The 17,880-nt window shown below is 69.6% G+C and carries 21 protein-coding genes; all 21 read right to left on the reverse strand.

Features of this window, described 5'->3' with window-relative positions:
• Positions 1-2: 2 nt before the first annotated feature.
• On the reverse strand, positions 3-992 hold the full coding sequence (locus AB0395_RS33150; RefSeq protein WP_366287943.1) for a peptidoglycan recognition family protein: 990 nt from the start codon (positions 990-992) through the stop codon (positions 3-5).
• Positions 993-1,256, reverse strand: a complete 264-nt coding sequence (locus tag AB0395_RS33155) for a hypothetical protein (protein WP_366287945.1) — start codon at positions 1,254-1,256, stop codon at positions 993-995.
• Positions 1,253-1,744 carry a hypothetical protein gene (locus AB0395_RS33160; protein WP_366287947.1) on the reverse strand — a complete coding sequence of 164 codons (492 nt, stop codon included), beginning with the start codon at positions 1,742-1,744 and terminating at the stop codon, positions 1,253-1,255. Before AB0395_RS33160 ends, AB0395_RS33155 begins: the two co-directional genes overlap by 4 nt.
• 9 nt (positions 1,745-1,753) lie before the next feature.
• Complete coding sequence (locus AB0395_RS33165) at positions 1,754-4,066, reverse strand: carbohydrate binding domain-containing protein (RefSeq protein WP_366287949.1); 2,313 nt, start codon at positions 4,064-4,066, stop codon at positions 1,754-1,756.
• Positions 4,067-4,075: 9 nt separating this feature from the next.
• On the reverse strand, positions 4,076-7,666 hold the full coding sequence (locus AB0395_RS33170) for a phage tail tape measure protein (protein ID WP_366287951.1): 3,591 nt from the start codon (positions 7,664-7,666) through the stop codon (positions 4,076-4,078).
• Complete coding sequence (locus AB0395_RS33175; RefSeq protein ID WP_366287952.1) at positions 7,653-7,910, reverse strand: hypothetical protein; 258 nt, start codon at positions 7,908-7,910, stop codon at positions 7,653-7,655. The genes AB0395_RS33170 and AB0395_RS33175 overlap by 14 nt, the downstream gene beginning before the upstream one ends.
• 50 nt (positions 7,911-7,960) lie before the next feature.
• Positions 7,961-8,461, reverse strand: coding sequence for a hypothetical protein (locus AB0395_RS33180; RefSeq protein ID WP_366287954.1), 501 nt, complete (start codon positions 8,459-8,461; stop codon positions 7,961-7,963).
• Positions 8,458-8,943, reverse strand: coding sequence for a hypothetical protein (locus AB0395_RS33185; RefSeq protein ID WP_366287955.1), 486 nt, complete (start codon positions 8,941-8,943; stop codon positions 8,458-8,460). Before AB0395_RS33185 ends, AB0395_RS33180 begins: the two co-directional genes overlap by 4 nt.
• A complete protein-coding gene (locus AB0395_RS33190) occupies positions 8,943-9,173 on the reverse strand; it encodes a hypothetical protein (RefSeq protein WP_366287956.1) in 231 nt (76 codons plus the stop codon). Before AB0395_RS33190 ends, AB0395_RS33185 begins: the two co-directional genes overlap by 1 nt.
• Positions 9,170-9,517: a hypothetical protein gene (locus AB0395_RS33195; RefSeq protein ID WP_366287957.1), complete on the reverse strand. Its 348-nt coding sequence runs from the start codon at positions 9,515-9,517 to the stop codon at positions 9,170-9,172. The genes AB0395_RS33190 and AB0395_RS33195 overlap by 4 nt, the downstream gene beginning before the upstream one ends.
• Positions 9,518-9,527: 10 nt before the next feature.
• Positions 9,528-9,941 carry an HK97 gp10 family phage protein gene (locus tag AB0395_RS33200; protein WP_366287958.1) on the reverse strand — a complete coding sequence of 138 codons (414 nt, stop codon included), beginning with the start codon at positions 9,939-9,941 and terminating at the stop codon, positions 9,528-9,530.
• Between the two features lie 3 nt (positions 9,942-9,944).
• Positions 9,945-10,397: a hypothetical protein gene (locus AB0395_RS33205; RefSeq protein WP_366287959.1), complete on the reverse strand. Its 453-nt coding sequence runs from the start codon at positions 10,395-10,397 to the stop codon at positions 9,945-9,947.
• A gap of 96 nt (positions 10,398-10,493) precedes the next feature.
• A complete protein-coding gene (locus tag AB0395_RS33210; protein ID WP_366287960.1) occupies positions 10,494-11,285 on the reverse strand; it encodes a hypothetical protein in 792 nt (263 codons plus the stop codon).
• Entirely contained in the window at positions 11,282-12,112 is an 831-nt protein-coding gene (locus AB0395_RS33215) for a hypothetical protein (protein ID WP_366287961.1), read from the reverse strand. The genes AB0395_RS33210 and AB0395_RS33215 overlap by 4 nt, the downstream gene beginning before the upstream one ends.
• On the reverse strand, positions 12,112-12,525 hold the full coding sequence (locus AB0395_RS33220) for a hypothetical protein (RefSeq protein WP_366287962.1): 414 nt from the start codon (positions 12,523-12,525) through the stop codon (positions 12,112-12,114). Before AB0395_RS33220 ends, AB0395_RS33215 begins: the two co-directional genes overlap by 1 nt.
• A 12-nt stretch (positions 12,526-12,537) precedes the next feature.
• A complete protein-coding gene (locus tag AB0395_RS33225) occupies positions 12,538-12,774 on the reverse strand; it encodes a hypothetical protein (protein WP_366287963.1) in 237 nt (78 codons plus the stop codon).
• Between the two features lie 74 nt (positions 12,775-12,848).
• On the reverse strand, positions 12,849-14,246 hold the full coding sequence (locus tag AB0395_RS33230; protein ID WP_366287964.1) for a hypothetical protein: 1,398 nt from the start codon (positions 14,244-14,246) through the stop codon (positions 12,849-12,851).
• A gap of 134 nt (positions 14,247-14,380) precedes the next feature.
• The gene (locus tag AB0395_RS33235) at positions 14,381-15,067 is read right to left on the reverse strand and encodes an HK97 family phage prohead protease (protein ID WP_366287965.1); all 687 of its coding nucleotides are present in this window, start codon (positions 15,065-15,067) and stop codon (positions 14,381-14,383) included.
• A complete protein-coding gene (locus AB0395_RS33240) occupies positions 15,064-16,227 on the reverse strand; it encodes a phage portal protein (protein ID WP_366287966.1) in 1,164 nt (387 codons plus the stop codon). The genes AB0395_RS33235 and AB0395_RS33240 overlap by 4 nt, the downstream gene beginning before the upstream one ends.
• Entirely contained in the window at positions 16,224-16,418 is a 195-nt protein-coding gene (locus tag AB0395_RS33245; protein ID WP_366287967.1) for a hypothetical protein, read from the reverse strand. Before AB0395_RS33245 ends, AB0395_RS33240 begins: the two co-directional genes overlap by 4 nt.
• The gene (locus AB0395_RS33250) at positions 16,418-17,878 is read right to left on the reverse strand and encodes a hypothetical protein (RefSeq protein ID WP_366287968.1); all 1,461 of its coding nucleotides are present in this window, start codon (positions 17,876-17,878) and stop codon (positions 16,418-16,420) included. The genes AB0395_RS33245 and AB0395_RS33250 overlap by 1 nt, the downstream gene beginning before the upstream one ends.
• Positions 17,879-17,880: the final 2 nt, after the last annotated feature.

Genomic DNA, 17,880 nt, shown 5'->3' on the forward strand with positions numbered 1-17,880 from the left:
GATCAGGCGTAGCAGTGCAGGATGCCCTTGAAGGCAGAGGCGACTTCGAGCGTGACCGTGTTCGCGGAGGAGTGCCGGATCGTCACCCGGCCCCGGTTGGCCGCGCTGAGCTTGAGGTGGCCGCCGAGGTTGGCCTCCACGCGGCCGTCGGCGTCGGCGTGGACGGTCATGAGACGGCCGGTCGGCCATGCCACGTCCACCAGCGTCCCCTCGGCCAGGTGCCGGGTGAACCCGATCTCAACCGCCTCGCCGGGCGTCAGGCCGCGCAGCGCGACGAACGCCACCAGGTCGGCCCACACGTCGGCGTCCGGCGCGATCGACTGGCCACCGGCCGGGTGCCAGCCCGCGCTGTCCCGGTACTCCGCGGTCCACCACGGCTGATAGTCCCGGGCCGACGGAACGACGACCTCGTCCTCCAGGCCGAGCGACACGACTTCAGGCACTTCTTCCTCCTCGGGTGGTTCGACGGGCGGGGTGGTCGTGGCTGGGCGCGGCGCTCCGGCCTGGACCCAGGCGTAGAGCGGCTCGCCAGGGCAATCGGTCGAGTAGCCGTCCCGGTGCCCCTTGATCTCGGCCCCCGCGCCACCCTCAGCGCGCAGCCACTCGATGGCGTCGCGGATGCCGTGCAGCATGTTGGGCGTCGGCATGACGACGCCGGAGGTGCCGACCAGGCCAAGCACGGCGTAGTGATCGCTGTTGAGCCCGGGGCCGTTGGCGGCGGGCAGGTGGTGCAGGCCCCTGCCCTCGAACACCTTCCGATGCGGACAGACGACAGCCGAGTAACCGATGTCGATCCACCCGTTGCCGTCCATGTGGCCGTTCTGGATCCCGCGCACCGCGGCGATGCACCGGCTGTGGTCGCCGAGGATCGCCAGGTCCACGTGGCCCCCGGTGTAGTGAACCTTCACACCCCGGGTCGAGGTGAGCCTGCCGTAGGAGCCGCGCGGCGCGTGGGCGCCCCACTGGGCACGGGTCACGAGGTCGATGGCCATTCAGCCTCCTTTGATTGCAGCGATGATGGCGGCCGTCCCGGTGAGCAGGGTGGCGATGCTCGCGATGGGCAAGGCGTACCGCCAGCGCTCGATACTGCGGATGCGCGTCTCGTGATCGGCCACGTCGGACGCGACGCCGGTCCGCTCCATCTCCCGTAGGCGTGCCTCATGGTCGTCGAGTCGGGTCCGGTCGGTCGTGGTCTGCACCACCAGGACGTCGAGCTTCGCTTCGATGCGGGCCAGCCGGTCGGTGTCTTCGCTCACGACGCCTCGTAGGTGCCGTTGATGTGCAGGCGGTCGCTGGTCGCCCAGGTGAACGGGACGGTAGAGGAGGTGCCTGTGTTGCCGCCCGCGCCGAAGAGCACCCTGAACACACCGGCCGACGTGACACCAGAGGTGAGCCAGGCCGACCCCGGGTAGCGGGCGCTCGCGCTGAAGTCATCGGCGAACGCCGCCGCGCTCTGCACGGCCGCCGCCGCCACCGGAAGGTTGAACGACCAGGTGCCGGAGCCGTACGTCGTGGTGCTGCCCATGACGACCGCGATCCTGAAATGAACGGTTTTGCCGACCTGGAGGTAGGCGCCCGCCAACGTGCCGTTGCCTACGCCCGGGTTGCCGCTGCTGCCGGTCCAGGTGGGCGTGAAGCTGTTCCATGAGGCGTACAGGTCCGTGAACTGCTGGTAGACCTGTGCATCCCAGAAGCTTTTGTCGATCAACTGCCCGGCGGATGGGCTGACCGGGGTAACCGCCACAAGGACCTCCTACAGAGCGACGCGGGTAGTGAGACCCAGCTCGGAATGACCGACCGTGCCGAGCTGCCATACCTGGCTGGTCGCGGCGGGCGAGGTGTTGAAGCTGATCGTGTGCAAGGTCAGCGAGATCGTCTCGTCGTAGCCCTCGACGTGCAGATCAGCCGACGAGGACGGAGACGGCACGGGCAGCCCGGTCAGGCTGATCACGTCCGACAGGTCCAGCCCGAGGAGCGTGGTGTAGGAGGGCCTGGTGCTCGCGGCCACCGTCACCTGCGTGATCCGCGGCGGCGGGTCGGCGCCCCGGTAGACCGCCCACTGCGCGGCGGCCAAGGCGTCGTCGTCGGACGCCCACGGTTGGCTGGTGCCGCCGTCGTAGGTGCCGTACTCGGCAATCGAGGCCGCGTTGGTGACCCGCTGGTCAGCGCCGCCGTCCCGTTTATTCGTGACGTCGTTGACCAGCGGCTGATCGTCATCCGACCACGTCAGGTCGTCCCAGAGATCCGACGCCGTCAGCGTCACCGACGAGGTCTTGTTGTAGCGCCAGGACCGGCACTCGAAGACCACGCCCTCGACGGCGCGAGCGCCGTACACCAGACCCGCCTCGACTCCGGCGACGTCGCGCAGTGCCTGGACTGGGTCCTTTCCCCCGGCGGCCTGCGGGTCGATCTGCGTGGGCGAGGTGCCCAGCGTCGTGCCGGTGATGCCCAGCAGGCGGCACAGCCTTGTGAAGCGGCTGGTGGTGGACTCGGTCAGGCCTGATCCCGCTGACCAGACGTTGGACCAGTCCGGCATGGTGGCGGTCCGCTTGAAGAACAGATGCGACAGGACGCCGTCGAACATCGAGGCGAACCCGCTGCCCGCGTCCCGGAACCCTCCCGCTGACAGCCGGTCGTACAGATCGGTGTGGATCGCCGATCCGTAGCTCAGCGCGGCCCCGGCCGTCGTGTCGTCGATCCGCGGGGTCGCGTTGCCTGCCGCGGTGATGAGCAGGGCGACCAGGTGATTCTTCCCATCCGCCAGCGCGGTCGGCAGGATGGCGTTGAAGCCTCCCGCAAGGTAGTCGCCGCCGTTGACTGCGGTCAGCCGGAGCGTGCCGTCAGTGTCCACTCCGGCCGACAGGTTGGCTCCAGCCGCGCCTGCGGCTCGCGTCTGCGCGACCAGGAAGTCCCTGCCCGGGGTCGAGGTCTGGAGCCAGCAGCCCATCACGAACGAGCCCGCGGCCGGGCTGTCGAGGTTCACCCGCAGCCCCTTGCCCTGGCTACTGGAGAACGGTGCGAACTGCGGGGCGCTCAGGTCGTCGGGGTCGGGGCCGTCAGCCGCGCCGAAGGTGACCGAGCCGCCCGCGCCGGCGACCTGGTAGACCCGCATAGACGACTGGCCTTTGCCGGAGGTGTCGCCGCCGCTGGTCGCGCCGGACGGCTCGCCGAGGGTGTAGTAGGCATCCGGCGCCAGGTAGAGGAACTCTTCCTCCAGCAGCGACCTCATCGGCTCGTTGCCGCCGAGGCGCTTCATGATGTCGGTCGCGGTGATGCTGCTCAGGGCCAGGCCGGGACCGTTCAACCAGCTCACCGGCCACTCGTTGACCCGGCCCGTGAACCGCGTCGAGATCGTCGCGTCGCTGCTGCTGTAGGTGGTCGCCGAGCTGCCGCGCTCGACCTGGACGGCGTCCACCCACACCTGCTGTCCCGACGTCGGCGAGCTGGCCGGGGTGACCTGGAGAACCTGCCAGGTGTCGGTGGCGGTGAAGGTGTAGGTGATCCGCGTGAACGTGTTCGTGACCGCGCTGGCCGTACCGGTCGCGATCCCGGAGACGCCGAGCCGTACGGCCGGACTGCCACCGGAGGGCACGTACACGTAGGCGCTGAGGGTGTAGACCTCGCCGATCTCGAAGCCGTACACCGTGGTCTGCGCGGCGGGGCCGGTGCCGCCGGTGCCCCACGTGACAAGCATGCTCGCCGTGCCGGACTGGGCGCGGGTGGTCGAGCGGGCCAGTACCGGCGCCACCGTACCCGCCGCACTCCATCCCGCGACGTCGACCTCGAACGAACTGTTGGTCAGCATGTTCTTGGTCCAGGCGATCAGCCGACAACGGATCGGACGGCCTTTGCGCACGTTCGGGTAGTAGGTGCCCGAGGCCAAGCCCGGCGTGAAACGACCGTCGTTGTGTAGCGTCAACGCCATGGTGCCGGGCTGGATCTCGCCCTGCTCGTCACCTCGCCCCCTGGTGATGTGGATACCGGACTCATCCCGTACGTACCGGGTGACGTCGGTCCACACTCCGCTGTTTGGCCAGTCGACCTCGACGATCGGGGCGTGCGGCACCGGCACCTCCTACAGGTTCAGGGCCACGCGGCCGTTGGTCCGCACGAGCGTGCGCAGCGTCTTCTCCACAGTGCGAGCGGTGCCGATTGGGTCGATCGCTCCCTGCACGGTCACGTTGATGATCGTGCAGCCGCCCATCCCGAAGTCTGCGGCGACCTGCCGCACCAGTCCGGCCGCGCGGGTCCGCATCGCCGGGTCATACGGGATGTACGCTTCCGGCCCGTTGCCCTCACCGAACAGGACGGTCGGCCTCGTCGCCACCCCGGGGCCGGGTCGCCAGCCACCCGAGGCGTAGCGCATGATGCCGCCCGAGGCGAACAGGTGTGCCTGCTGGTTGGCGGCGGCGATTTCCTCCTCTGACAGGCCTGTGTACGCCACCATCGCCGAGACCGTCTTGGCACCGTGCCGGAGCGCATCCTTGATCTTGAGGACGGCCGGGAGCTGGTCGAGCTGCGCCTGTTGCCTGCCCGCCGTGACGACCTGCTTGTTCAGCGCCGCGAGCTTCGTCTTGCTCAGCTTCACCGCGTCGGCGGCCATCTTCTCTGCCTCTGGGCCACCAGCGGCCAGCAGCGCCTGGGCCAAGTCGCCGAACCCCATGTCGGCCAGGCGGGTGACGTTCTTGATGAACGCGCCCGTGTTCTTGATTCCCAGGGCGAGACCGGCCTGGAGCTGCTGCGACGGAGTGAGCCGGGTCTTCTGGTAGTTCGCTTCCGTCTTGGTCAGCTTGTCCGTGGCGGCCTTCAGGTCTCGTCTCTCCTTGGCCACGCGCGCCTCGTCGTCGGCGATCGTCCGTGCCGACCGGTGGCGTCTGCGGTCCTCGGCCAGCTTCCTCTCCGCCTTGCGCAGCGCCTCCACCGCGTCCCTGCGAGCGTTCGTGGCCTTGGTGACGTCCTCCTTCGTCGCCGTCGTGCCCATGAACCGGGACACGAACTCACTGATCGGCACGCTCGCCGAGCCGACCGCGCCCCCCGAGGCGTACCCGACCAGACCGCCCTGGGCGAAGCGACCCGCGTTGATGGCCTCCAGCAGCTCCCGATGCCGAGCCGTGCTTTTCGCGTTGACGACGTACTCACCATTGGAGGCGAGGATCGGCACCGAGTCCGACGTCCCGGTACCCGGCCCGCGGACCATGCCGCCCGCAGCGTGCCCGGTCGCCGAGCGCAGCGCCGCTCTGGAGAGGTCCGACTGGTATTCGGTCTTCACGAAGACGGTGATCGTCTTGCCGTGCAGGCTGTTGACCCGCCCCTGAACGCCAGACACAGCGGCGTTGGCCTGCGATGGGTCGGCCTTGAGCTTGATCGACTTGTCCCGCAGCTTGGCCACGGACCCGCCGAAGGAGTCAGCCATGTGCTTGGCCGCAGCCGCCTGCCCCCCGCTGATCTTGAAGGATGAGGCCAGCGCCCGGATCTGCGCCTGCGCCGACTTGCTGTTGCCCGCGAGCTGATACAGCGCCGGAAGCTGCTGGAGGAAGGCGGTCCGTGCCGCGTCGCTGTCCTGGCGCAAAGTGCCCTGGGCGGTGGCCGTGTTGACCACACTGTGCAGGAGGCTGGCGAAGGCGTCACGAGCCTCTAGGGCAGCGGTGCCGGTCAGGCCGAGGGCACCGTGAGACTTCTGGATCGCGGCGGTCGCCGACTGAAAGGCCCGCTCCAGCTCGGTCTGCGCCTCGAACGCGGCGATCGACGGATCGAACGTCCCTTGCAATGCCGCCTTCAGCTCGGCCAGGGCGTCGGTGGCCTCCTCAGCGGCAGCGGTGATCTTGCCTGTCGCGCCGGCTACCTCGTTCGCTGGCCCGGTGGCGGTCTTCAGGGCCTCGCCGTACTGCGGGAACAGGGTCGCGAACTGGCTGACATCGGCGCCCGCGTCCTTGGCCTGCTGTTGCAGGTAGGCGAACGCCTGCTGCGCCTGCTGCGCGTTGCCGCTGGCCACCATCTGTGCCAGCACGGCGTCCATCTGCTTGAACTTGTCGGTGAAACCAGTGATCGTCGAGGTGAACCCAGGCAAGATCGAGGTGATCGAGCTGAGCGGGTGCTCCCAATAGGTTTCCCAGAAAGACGGGTTGAGGGTCTCGCGGGTCGCCTCGCCGAACCGGCGGGCGGCGTCTTCCCCCTCAGCGAAGACCCCGCCCCACTGGTCACCCAGGTCGCCCATGAACCGGCCGGTCTCCGCCAGGCGCTTCAGGGACCGGGTCAGGTCGTCGGCGCTCGCCGAGCTGCCGCGCAGCCAGTCCGTGGCCGCCCCGGCGCCCTCACTGGCGATGAACGCCCCAGCGGCGATCGCGACCCCCTTGCCGACCCCGAGCAATTTGCCCTTCGTAGTGTCGGCCGTCCACCCCAAGGCAACAAAGGCGGCCTTGGTCTCGGCGATCTTGGGGATGAGCAGCAGCAGGCCGCCGCCCGCCAGTGTGGCCGCCCCGGCGATGCCGCCCACCGCGGTCAGCCCGGCCTGCACTGGCCCCGGTAGCGAGTTGAAGGCATCCACCGCACCGTCGACCGACTGGACCAGGCCGCGCAACACGTCGGTGGCGCCGGACCCGCCGGAGATCAGCGCGGTCTCCAGCGACCCCTTGAGCTTCTCGACGTCCCCAGCCAGGTTGTCCATGAGCTTGCCCGCCTGACGGGAAGCTGCCCCCTGGTCGTTGACGGCGTTGATGTAGCCCCGGATCCCGGCCTCGCCGTCGGCGTACAACACGGTGGCTGCCCGGATGGCGTCGGATCCGAAGATGGTCGCCAGCGCCGCCTGCCGCTGCTGCGGGGTGAGCTGGGACAGGGCAGTCCTCAACTGCCCGGCCACGGCCGCGATCCCGACGAACTGGCCGGAGGCGTCGAAGGCGTTGATGCCCAAGTCCTGCATCAGGCCCGCGGCGACGTTGGTCGGAGCGGCCAGCCGCTGGAGCATGGTCTTCAGGCTGGTGCCCGCGTCCGAGCCGTTCAGGCCCGCCTTGGAGAAGGCTGTCAGGGTGCCAACCGTGTCCTCCAAGCTCAGGCCGGTCTGCGCGGCCACCAGGCCTGCCTGCTCCATCGACTCGGCCATGGACTCGACGCTCGCTGAGGAGGCGGTCGCCCCAGCGGTGAGCACGTCGGCGATGTGGCCAACATCCTTGCCCGACTTGCCGAAGATGGTCATGGCCTGACCGCTGACCTTGGCGGCGGTGGCCAGGTCGAGCTGCCCGGCCGCCGCCAGGTCCAGGCTGCCCTTCAGGGCGCCGCCGAGGATGTCGCTGGTGCTGATGCCGACCTTGGCCAGCTCGGTCTCGGCCTGCGCCGCCTCGGTTGCGGAGAACGCGGTGTCGGCACCTGCTTTCAGGGCCGCGGCCCGCAGCGCCTCCAGGCTCTTGCCCGAGGCGTTCGAGGCAGCAGCCACCCCGGACATGGCCTTGTCGAAGTCAGCCGCCGCCTTGACCGCCACACCGAACCCGGCCAGCAGCCCGGCGCCGATCCCAACTGCCGCGCCGCCGATCGAGGTCATCGCCTCATGCCGACGCTTCTCGATCTTCGCCAGCTCGCGTTCGAAAACCTTGGCCGACTCCTCGGCGGACTTGAAGGCCCGGTTGATCCCGGAAGGGTCGCCATCGATGTTGACCCGCAGGTCACGGCTTGGCATGCCCCACTCCTCTCGGCCTCAGCTCGATGTACACGCCCCTACCGTCCTTGGGTGTGATGGACGACCTCATGGCCGCGACCACCTCGCAGCCCCGGCATCGCTGCTTGACGGGGATGTAGGCGTGCCGGTGGCCGCCGACCCGCTCATCCCACTCCGCGCGCCTGGTCCCGCAGTCCGGGCAGGTCTGCCGTGCCCGCTGGTGCTGCCACAGCGCCTTGTCCCGGTCGTCCGCCGACCAGCTCAAGAACACGCTGTGAGGGATCTGGTAGGCCGCGCAGACCTCCAGCTCCAGCTCTAGCTGCGGGTCACTGTCCAGCCTTTTGGGATGCCCGGGTCCAGGACCCGCACGTTCACGCTGAGGGCGAGGTTGTACGCCTCCACCCGCTCACCGTGCGAGAGCCGGGAGTCCAGCCACACGACCCACTCGTCACGGTCCATGTCACCCTGCACGCCCTCCAGCAGCAGAGCACGACCGAAACCCGGCCCCCAGGCGGCTTCCTTGGTCTGGGGTGGGTGCTCTTTCAGCAGAGCCTCGTACTCCGTCGGGTCCAGCGCGAGCACCGTGACGGGTTCATAGCAGGCCGCCACCGCGACACGAGCCCGCTCGACGCGCTCCATGGCAGCGGCCAGTTCCGGCGCACCCTCCTCCGCAGTGACCTGCGTAACGCGCAGAGCGTCCTCGGCCTCCTCCAGGACTTCCTTGGCCTTGGCGACGACGTCGAGCGGGTCGATCCGTACCCACCAGACGTCGAGCGGCAACGCCCGCTGCTGGAGCCGCTCACGCAGCTTGCTCATGCCGGGATCGTCACGTTCTCGGCTGGCGCGGAAGTGATGGCGTAGGAGAAGGTGATCCGGGCCACTTCATCGCCCACCGACCTGGGCTTGCCGACGCTGCTGACGGTGACGGGGAAGACATCCATGGGCTGCCCGGGAACGTCACCACCGTCCATCCACACGACGGTTCCGCTGGTGTCACGCGGCATCAGCGACCGGGCGTCCACCCCGTTCTTGCTGGCGTACATCGACAGCGAGGAGTCATCCGCTGTGGTCCGGCCGCTCACCTTGCCGGTGAACTTGCTGCCCATGTCCGGGGCGTCGCTCTGGTTGCTGGTGACGACCCAGCCGGAGTTGTCCGCCAGCTCGCGGGTCAGGTCGGTACCCGCGTTGATCTCGGCGCGGGTCACAGCGTTCTTGTTGGCCACCGACGGGAGCCACAGAACCTTGGTGGTTTCCGGGTTGATGTAGCGGGTGCTCGCGACGATCGGCGTAGCAGCCATCACTCACCGTCCTTCGTGCTCGCGCGCCGACCCTTCGGCGTCTTGTCCTGCTCGATGGGCGGGGTCTCCGGCTGCTCGACGGCCTGACCCTCGCGCTCGCTCTCCGCCTTGACCTCTGGGTCGTCCTGTGACCCCTTGACGACCCATCCGGCGGCCTGGTGGAACGGCACCGAGGAGTCCGGGACCTCGACCTCAGAGCCTGGGATCTCCGGGTGTGTGATCGTGATCATCCGGTCACCTGGCCGCGGATCACGGCCACGGTGACGCTCGTGACACCCGAGTAGGTGATGGCCGCCCGGCCGGTCGCCGGATCCCGGTAGATGTCCCGCACCGGAATCACGGTGTGCCCCGTGGTGATCGGCACGACGAATGTCCGGCCGCTGACGGTCTGGTCGCCGTCGTACTTGCCTGGGTAGCCCAGCGTCACCGTCACCGGCGAGCCGCCCCCGTTCTTGACGTGCAGTTCCACCCCGGCGCCGGTCTCGCATGTATCGCCGCCGCCCGCCGCGGCGACGAACTTGTCGTCGATCCGCAGCCCCGTGTTCGGGACCACGTTGGTGGTCAGTGCTGCCATGTTCCCCTCCTCATCTCCATCCGGTGCGCTGGAGTGCTCGCTCCACCGCCTGGTCGATCTGCTGGACCGCCCGCTCTCGGGTCGCCCTGGCCGCAGGGAAAAGGAACGGCCGTGCGGCCTGCTCCACCCACACCCGCCGGTTGCCGTACGCGGGATGTCTGAAGGTGCCGGGGCTGCCGAGGTGCTCATACGGCCGGGCGTGCGGAGCGCGGGCAGCTCGGACGACGACCGACGCCCCAGCGGCCTTGCCGCCGAAGCGCACGGAAATCCGCATCGCACCCGGAATCCGGCTCGACCACGAGGCCCGGCCACGCGCCTCGTTCAGCACCTGCTGAGCGGCTCGCTGGATCGCCGGCCGCAGTTCTCGGCGCAGTTCGGGCGGGACTCGGCGAAGGTCGGCGACGAGCCGCTGAATCTCACTCACGACTCACCGCGTGAAGGCGTCAATGCGGACGATGAACTGCACAGTCGCCTCTGCCCCGGCGCTGGTCTGCTGGGCCGTCAGCGACAGCACCGCCAGCCGCGCCGACATCACCAGGCCACCCAGGGTCGGGTCCCGCCGTAGTTCGCTTCGGATCGCCTCAAGCAGCTCGAACGCGCGTAGCCGTACGGCCTGCGCGTCGGTCTCGCCTCGCAGTGCGGAGGCCAGACAGGTGATGTCGTAGCGCTCCCGGTCCGGTGCGATGCCCATTTGGGCGCGCTCCTCGGTCGCCTGCACCGCGGCCTCGCCTGGAATGCCGGTGAAGCCAACCGCGATCACGTCCGGCTCGGTGCTGGTGACGGGCTGGCCATCCAACACCTGCACGTTCGGCAGCACCTGGCGGGCAGCGGCCACCAGGGCGTCCAGGACAGCCGGGACGGTGCTCAGGATCTGCGGCATGGCCTGCGTCTTCCCCTCGGTTTTAGGGTCAGGTTCAACCTGACGGGGTGAGGGGTCAGGTTGAACCTGACCTCGGAGTCGCGACCGGACCGAACCTCAGGCGATGCCCGAGACCTGGTCACCCAGCAGCTCCAGCGCCCGTCTGGGCACGGCGAACCCAGCCCTCGGGTCCCATACCTCGGTGTCGTTGCCGAAGCGTGGGGTGACGGTGCCGCGCTGGGTCTCCCACAGGTGCCCGATGATGATCAGTGCGGCCAGGCGGACGTTCGCCGACACCTCCACGCGGCCTGCGGCGTAGATGACCTGGACCGGCCCGGCGATCCATCGGCCGTCGGCCCGGCGGATCACGCCGCCGGTCATGTCGACCGCCAGCTCGGCGACCGCCTGGTCCGGTACGCCTGGTTGTGCCCCGGTGATCGCGGTGACGGCCAGCACCGGGAAGTGCTGGAGCACCAGGGCGTACCCGCCGGGTCGCTCCTCGGTGTAGGTCTTGCGCACCACCGGCCCGACATGGCACTCGACGACCGGAGTGACCGCGCGGATCACCTCGACCAGCTCGGCGTCATCGGCCGTCGAGGTGATGTTCAGATGGCGCTTCGTCTCGGCCAGGGAGACGATGCCCGCGTCCCACATCGGGGCGACGTCGAACGGCTCTTCGGTCGCACCGACCGGATCTGTGGTGGTCCAGCGGGCGATGTGCCGCCCGGCCTGGGAGGAGGCGTAGTCGTAGTGGTAGAGCCCGACGTCGTCTAGGACCGGCGTCAGCGGACCGTCGGTGGTGCCGTCCGGCCGCCGGATTGTGAGGCTGATCGAGGCGGGCGTCACGAGCTGGCCGCTGGAGCGGACGGCCGTGGTCAGCCGGGCGGCTGCGCCGAAGGTATAGGTCACGCCTCACCTCCTTTGAGAGTGGCCAGCGGCTCCGAGCCGCCCGCCAGGTCGGCGACCGGGCGGGAGTCTGAGGTCAGCCGGGCGGGCGGACGGCCGGTCACGCCGGACGGGGGCAGGACCTGCCCGGACAGGTCAGCGGTGAGCGCGGGAAGCCGGGCGGCCAGCGTTCCCCGCAGGGTCACCCGGCCCGTCGCGGCCATGGCCAGGCGCGGCAGGGTCATGGCGAGATGACCGGGGTCCTTGGCCGTACCCACTAGGTCCGCGGTGAGCGCGGGGAGCGTCAGGTGGGCCGTGCCGGAGACGACGTCGGCGAGCGTCGAGGACGACAGGCCCGGAACGCCGTCCCAGACGGCGGAGGTCGAATCCCCGTCGAAGTAGTCGAGAAGGAGGCCGCTCTGCTCGATCAACGCCGCTGTGATGTCGGCCGGGGTGATCGAAAAATTGATGCCGTCGAGGATGCCCCTGCACGCGACCGCGCCGGAGGGGGCAGTCGCGGTGACGCTGACGCGGGACACGACTCCGGCGGTCAGGGTGAAGGGCGCACTCGGATATCCGAAGCCCGATCCGCCGGAGGTGAGCCACTCGATATAGACGGTACCGCTGTGCACGGGGAAGACGTTGCTCCGGACAGCGACGGCCACGGTGTAGGGCTCCCCTTCCACGATGGCCCCCGTGCCGGTGGCCGCCGTGGATGCGAACGACCCTGCGGTGTACTGGACGGCCATGGGACGCTCGAACCCAGCGACGTTGACCCTGGTCAGGGTTCCGCCGCCCCATCCGCTGGCGTCAACGCTCAGCGCGGGGTTCACGCACAGGTTGCGGCGCATCAGCTCGCGGGCATCGTCATCGACCCGGCCGTGATCTCCACGGTCAGACCGGTGGCGATGCTGGTGGTGGCCAGCTCCAGGTCTCCGCCGCCGCCGGTCGCGCTCACGCTGCCGTCCATCACGGCGGACCCGGCCGAGTCCTTGATGCGGCACCATCCGGCCGTACCGGACCCTGTGGCGGTCGCCGTCAGCGGCGTCCCGGCGAGCGCGGCCGTACCGTTGGCCACCGCGCCGAACGCCGGATCGGCCAACGGCACCGTGACCAGCAACGTCCCGGTGGCGGCGTCAGCCGGGCTCGCAGGCTGTGATCCGGTGCGGATCTCTACGACGCCCGGCCCTGATCCGGCGTCGGCCAGGGCCGCGATGGCGCTGGCGGCAGCGTTGCGAGCGGCGCCGGACAGGCGAAGCGGCATCGCGACCTCCTCCTATGCCCGGCGGCGCGCGGCGCGCGACGGCCGCGCGTCAGCGCTGGAGGCGTCGGTGGTCTGCCTGCTGGCCGCCGTACGCTCCTTGGGCACCTCGACGGTCTTGGTGTGGCCGTAGTAGGCGAGCTGCTCGTCCACCTGGGCGACCCGGTCGGCGTGGCCAGCAGCGACGTAGACGTCCCGCTCTCGCAACAGCGCCGCGATCATGTTCTCGTTGGGCGGGTTCTCCGCGGTCATGACGCTCCTCAAGGTGAAGGGCCGACGGTGAGCGCCTCCAGGCCCCCGGGTGGCCGGGGACCTGGAGCGCCGTATCAGGAGCCGGTGAAGGTCGGAGTGATCAGACCCGTGCCGGAGATCTTCCGGGCCTGCGCGAAGCGCTGGTGGGTGTAAGCGAAGTAGCCGTAGATCACGAACAGGATCTGCACGTTGGCGGCCTTGGCCTCCTCAGCCCGGATGAAGAACGGGGCCTCGGGGTCCTCCCACAGGTGGCACTCGTCCCGGCTGAGGGTGTAGACCTCGTCCTCGTTGGTGCCCGCGCCGAGGTTGATCGGCACGTTGGCGTCCACGATGACCGGCGTGCCGTCGGGCAGCAGGCCGCGGAAGCCGTCGCCGTAGACCTCGCCGTAGTTGAGACCACCCGAGCGGGCGTCCAGGCCGGGCTGCTGGATGAGCGGGAACTTCGTGGTGAGGGCCTGGTTCATCCACCGCCAGCGGCGCGGGTGCATGACCGAGATGAACGAGCCGGGCGTCACCTGGTCGAGCAGTGCGGTCTCCACCCCCGCCAGAGACTCCTGGATCTTCGGCCAGAACTCTTCGACGGTGGCGCTGGCGTCGGTGTAGGTGACGGCGGTGGCCACGGCCGACAGACCGGTGGTGGCCTGGTTGATCAGGGTGGAGTCGAGCTTCGTCCCGTAGGAACGGAACAGGTCCTCAAGGGTGATGTCCAGCGCACCCGAGGTGCGCTCGACCGCCTGCCGCGACATGGTCTGCTGCCCGGCGTTGGTCTGCACCGGGATGGTCAGCAAGGTGTCGTCGTAGTTCTGCTCGGTCGCCGCGTCGCCCTGGTTGGCCTGCACGCCCGTGTCGGTACCGGTCGTGCCACGCCCCAGGTAGACGTTCATGCCCTCCGGCGGCAGGACATGCGGCCGGATCGCGTTGGCGAAGGGCCTGCCCGCCTTGGCGTGCTTGGCGAACAGGTCCGTCAGGTACTGCGGGATGGTCAGCCCGTCGAAGTTGCCGGTGTTCGTGGCGCGGGTCAGGTACTCGCCGCGCTCCACCTGCTCCTCGCGCAGGTGCCTCATGAGCCGGTCGGTGGCCATGAAGTCGCGCATCACGAAGGCTCGGGCCACGTCCTTCAGGAACACCTGCCCATTGGGGTCGGCGTCGAGCCGGTAGGTGCGCTCTTCGGTGCCGACCCGGGCGACCCGGTCGTAAGCCGGGAGCCTGGTGGCGGTCGGGGTGATGCGGGCCTGCAAGGCGGCGATCTCCTCCTCGCGGACCTGCTCGGCCTCCAGCTCGGCCAGCTCCTCCTGGCGGCGGATGACCTCGGCGTCGGCGGCGTCGCGGGCGGTGACCCGCTCGTTCACCAGCTCCTCGGTCAGGTTGGGGTCGGAGCGCAGCGCCATGAGGGCGTCCTGGGCCTGCTGGCGAGCGGTGATGGCCTCGGCCACACGGGCTCGGGCCTGCTCGATCAGTTGGGCGAGCGTCATGCTCGATCCCTCCGTTCTCGGTCGGATCGTGACGCCCTGTCGTTCAGGACAGACGGCCATGCGAGGCGGTCGCGCCGGATGGGCTCGTGCGCGCGAAGCGCAGGGCAAACCGCCCGGCGGTGCCGGGCGGACGTTCAGCGGTGGAGCGCGAGCTCCAGGAGCGCACGAGCGCGGGCCTGGCCCGCGGGCTCGGCGGCCTTCACAGCGGCTTCGGCCCTCAGACCGGCGTCGGTCGCGGGGTTCGCCCCGTAGCCGACGATCGCGACGTCCCCACGGTGTATGTCGTACCGGGTGATGCGGTACTCCATGTAGTCCGGCGACCATTGGCCGGCCTCGATGCGGAACGCGAAGCTCATCTCGTCGATCAGTCCGGCGCGGAGCTTGGGTGCGATGTAGGCCACGTCGTAGTCAACGGGGTCGAGCGCGGGGGCGTGCACCGACAGTCCGGTCTCGTCCTCGGCCAGGATCAGGCTGCCGGTGGTGGTGCGGGCCAGACGCCGAAGCTGGTCGTGTCCGAGCACCAGGGGCACGTCCAGGTCGGCGCGGGCCAGGGACTCCGCGCCCGCACCGGCCGAGACGATCTCGGTGTACGGGCCGTACCAGTCCCACATGGTGTAGCCGCTCTCATACGCCGAGGCGTGGCCGACGAACTCCAGCAGCCCTGTCTCCGGCGCCTCGCGCAGTTCGATGGTGGCAGGGACACGAGCGGCGGCCCGTGCCCCGGGCTGTTCCGCGCTGCGGCGCTGAGATGGCCGGTCGGCGCGCTGACGGACCTGCTGGGCGCGTGCCGCCGCAGCGGCCTCGCGGGTCAACCCGGTCATGGTGTCGCTCCCGATGTCGCAGTGGTCGGTGAAGTACGCGGGGACCCGAAGAGCCGGTCGAACTCGGCGATTTGCTCGGGCGTGAGCGGGGGCCGGTCCTCCAGCTCGCGCGCCTCGTTCGGGGTGAGGATGCGGGCCTCGATCTGCGTCTTGAAGGCGGCGGCCCGCGCCGCCGGGTCCATCCGCAGCAGCGCGTCCGAGTTCAGCTTCACGAACCTCGACTGAGGAACAAGCTGGGTGAGTGCGCTCTCCCGCCGTACGACGGCCGGGCCGAGGTGCAGCACGAGGAACTCAAGGTTGCGCTGGGTGATGCTCGCGTAGGTTATGTGGCCGGTGGACACGACGGCGTCGATCAAGTCCGCCGGGCAGTCGAAGAAGCGGGCGATGTCGGTGACGCCGTACTGCTTGCCCTCGATCCAGTCCGAACCCGCCTGCTCGGCCTGGAGCATGTTGTACTCCCAGTCCGAGCCGGTCACGAAGACATCCCCGTTGTCCACCGACGCCTTGAAACGCCTCTTGGTCTCATCGGCCTGCTGGAAGGTGAGGGTCTTGGCCGTGTTCTTCAGGTGCGCGGCCGGGATCGCACCCCCGGCGAACCAATCGAGCGCGAAGTCCTGGATGCTGAGGTACTCGCCGATGGACCAGGCGGCGTAGGCGACCGGCGACAGGCCGACATGCAGCCCGGCGACGGTGTACTGACGTTCGTGCCACACCTCGGAGGGGTCGTACTCGACGCCCGCGATCCGGTACTTGCTCAGCACTCCTTTACGGATGATCACGCTCACTTCGGCCAGCGGCACCAGGTCGATGCGCGCCGGAAGACCAAAGCCGTCGCGTGCGGTGATCAATCCGAAGCAGTTGCCGCCCCGGTCCAGATCAACCTGGGTGGAGTACAGCCACTCCAGCATCCCGATCCGCTCACCGCCCGGGTTCACCAGCATCGGGGGCTTGGAGACTTCGAGCTGGACGCCGTTCCTCCGCCGGTACACATCCACCGGCATCGTGCTGATGAGGTTGGCGCGCAGTCGTAGGCACGCCCACACCGCCGAGTGCCTCATCGCCGTGTCGTTGGTGACCACCGCCGTGCCGCGTCTCGCCTCGGGCCGAGGCGGAATCCGCGACTCGTCCACCGATGAGGCGCGCTTGGAGAACAGGCTCACCGCTCACCCCGCGCGGCCGGTCGGGTCTGACGGGCCGCCCACCACGATCCGGCCAGCACCACAGCCCCCGAGGCGGTCAGTGCTCCCCACCCGATCCACGGCAGCAGGGCCGCCCCGGCACCGGCCGCGACCAGCAGCAGGCCCAGCACGTCCAGCAGGGTCGTCACCAGCTCGCGCACCCCGCCCCCCATCAGTAGACCGAATCCAGCACGTCGTAGTCCGCCACCAGGTGCGCCCGGGTCGCATGTCCCCAGCGGGCGAGCGTCACCGCGACCAGCGGCGAGATGTCCACCGAGGCCCCGCGACGAGCCCAGGCCCACAGATCCGCTAAGTCGCGCTTCGCCGCTCCGGCCAGCGCCGCGTTCAGCGGGGCCTGGTCGAGATGGCGCAAGGTCGCCGTCCAGTCCTCCGCGGCGTTCGCGGGCGGCACCACCGCGTCATAGAGAGATCCGCACGCCTGGGCGTAGTCCCGGGCGGTTGGCTTGACCACCTCGACCCCCGCGGCCTCCAGCGGCGCGATGAGCGAACCTGCCGGACCGGCGCCGTCCACCACCACGGCGCACGGCCGCCAGCGCTCCGCCAGCTCCAGCATGCGGGCCACCATCCACCCCATGCCGGGCCGATGATCCACGACCTCGGCATGGTCCAGGCCGTCGGTCCGCCGTCCGGCCACACCGATCGCGCCCATGCTCCGGTCCGGGGTCGCGTCCAGGGCGAAAGCCACCGGGTCGGACAGCCTTGAGGCCGGGTCGGCAATCGAGGTCCAAGGGTCCTGGGGAATCACGGCCCATTCGGGGATCAGTGACTCGACCCGTTGGCACAGGCACTCGGTGCGGAAGATCGGTTCGGGGTCGGTGGCCAGCGCGCTCGCCAGAGCCTCCTCGCTCACCGTGTAGCCCAACGACGGGTTGGCCTGCGCCCACGCGGCGCGGTCCTGGAGTCGGCACGTCGCGGTGTGCTTGCCGCTCGGCCGCCCACAAGTGCATTTCACCTCGTCCGGAGCCGACCACTCGAACAGGCCCATGGATGGGTCCAACGCGGGGTCCGCGGCGACCAGGCGGCCGGTTTCCAGCAGCTCGTTCAGCACGATTGAGCGGTCGTCTCCGGCGTTGCTGAAGGCCCAGACCTGCGGATCGCGACGAGCCACCGTGGTCTTCGTGACCGCGCCCCAGGCATCCCATGTCTGATGCTCGCGCAGCTCGTCGAGGTTGACGTCATCGCCACTCAGCCCTCGGCCACCCCGCCTGCTCGCTGCGGCGATCTTCCAGCGGGAGCCGTTCGCGAGTCTGATGGCCTTCTTGCCGTTCGTGCGGTCGATGTGGGCGATCTCTGCGGCCAGCTCGGGCGTACCCTCGATGATCTCAACCGCGTGGTCCCACGATTCCTCGGAGATGTCGAGGTTCTGCGCGGTACCGATCACGAGGCCGACGCCGAGGACGGCCATCTTCCACAGGTTCTTGACCTCGACGATCGTGGTCTTGCCGTTCTGCCGCGCGACCAAGACGAGCACCGTGCGGAACCGGAACCGGCCGTCGGGCCGCAGCTCCAGCGCGTGGATCAGCAGCCAGCGTTGCCAGGGCAGCGGCCGGATGCCGATGACGTCGCGGCCGAAGTCCACCGCCGAGAACCCGCGCGAGGTTGTCGGCGTCAACG

Source organism: Streptosporangium sp. NPDC051023 (assembly GCF_040689595.1).
Lineage (GTDB): Bacteria > Actinomycetota > Actinomycetes > Streptosporangiales > Streptosporangiaceae > Streptosporangium.

Bases quoted from the DNA above. Each gene is read 5' to 3' on its own strand.
- AB0395_RS33150 (WP_366287943.1), bottom strand. From the start codon at position 992: ATGGCCATCGACCTCGTGACCCGTGCCCAGTGGGGCGCCCACGCGCCG.
- AB0395_RS33170 (WP_366287951.1), bottom strand. From the start codon at position 7,666: ATGCCAAGCCGTGACCTGCGGGTCAACATCGATGGCGACCCTTCCGGG.
- AB0395_RS33180 (WP_366287954.1), bottom strand. From the start codon at position 8,461: ATGAGCAAGCTGCGTGAGCGGCTCCAGCAGCGGGCGTTGCCGCTCGAC.
- AB0395_RS33185 (WP_366287955.1), bottom strand. From the start codon at position 8,943: ATGGCTGCTACGCCGATCGTCGCGAGCACCCGCTACATCAACCCGGAA.
- AB0395_RS33190 (WP_366287956.1), bottom strand. From the start codon at position 9,173: ATGATCACGATCACACACCCGGAGATCCCAGGCTCTGAGGTCGAGGTC.
- AB0395_RS33195 (WP_366287957.1), bottom strand. From the start codon at position 9,517: ATGGCAGCACTGACCACCAACGTGGTCCCGAACACGGGGCTGCGGATC.
- AB0395_RS33205 (WP_366287959.1), bottom strand. From the start codon at position 10,397: ATGCCGCAGATCCTGAGCACCGTCCCGGCTGTCCTGGACGCCCTGGTG.
- AB0395_RS33215 (WP_366287961.1), bottom strand. From the start codon at position 12,112: ATGCGCCGCAACCTGTGCGTGAACCCCGCGCTGAGCGTTGACGCCAGC.
- AB0395_RS33220 (WP_366287962.1), bottom strand. From the start codon at position 12,525: ATGCCGCTTCGCCTGTCCGGCGCCGCTCGCAACGCTGCCGCCAGCGCC.
- AB0395_RS33225 (WP_366287963.1), bottom strand. From the start codon at position 12,774: ATGACCGCGGAGAACCCGCCCAACGAGAACATGATCGCGGCGCTGTTG.
- AB0395_RS33230 (WP_366287964.1), bottom strand. From the start codon at position 14,246: ATGACGCTCGCCCAACTGATCGAGCAGGCCCGAGCCCGTGTGGCCGAG.
- AB0395_RS33235 (WP_366287965.1), bottom strand. From the start codon at position 15,067: ATGACCGGGTTGACCCGCGAGGCCGCTGCGGCGGCACGCGCCCAGCAG.
- AB0395_RS33245 (WP_366287967.1), bottom strand. From the start codon at position 16,418: ATGGGGGGCGGGGTGCGCGAGCTGGTGACGACCCTGCTGGACGTGCTG.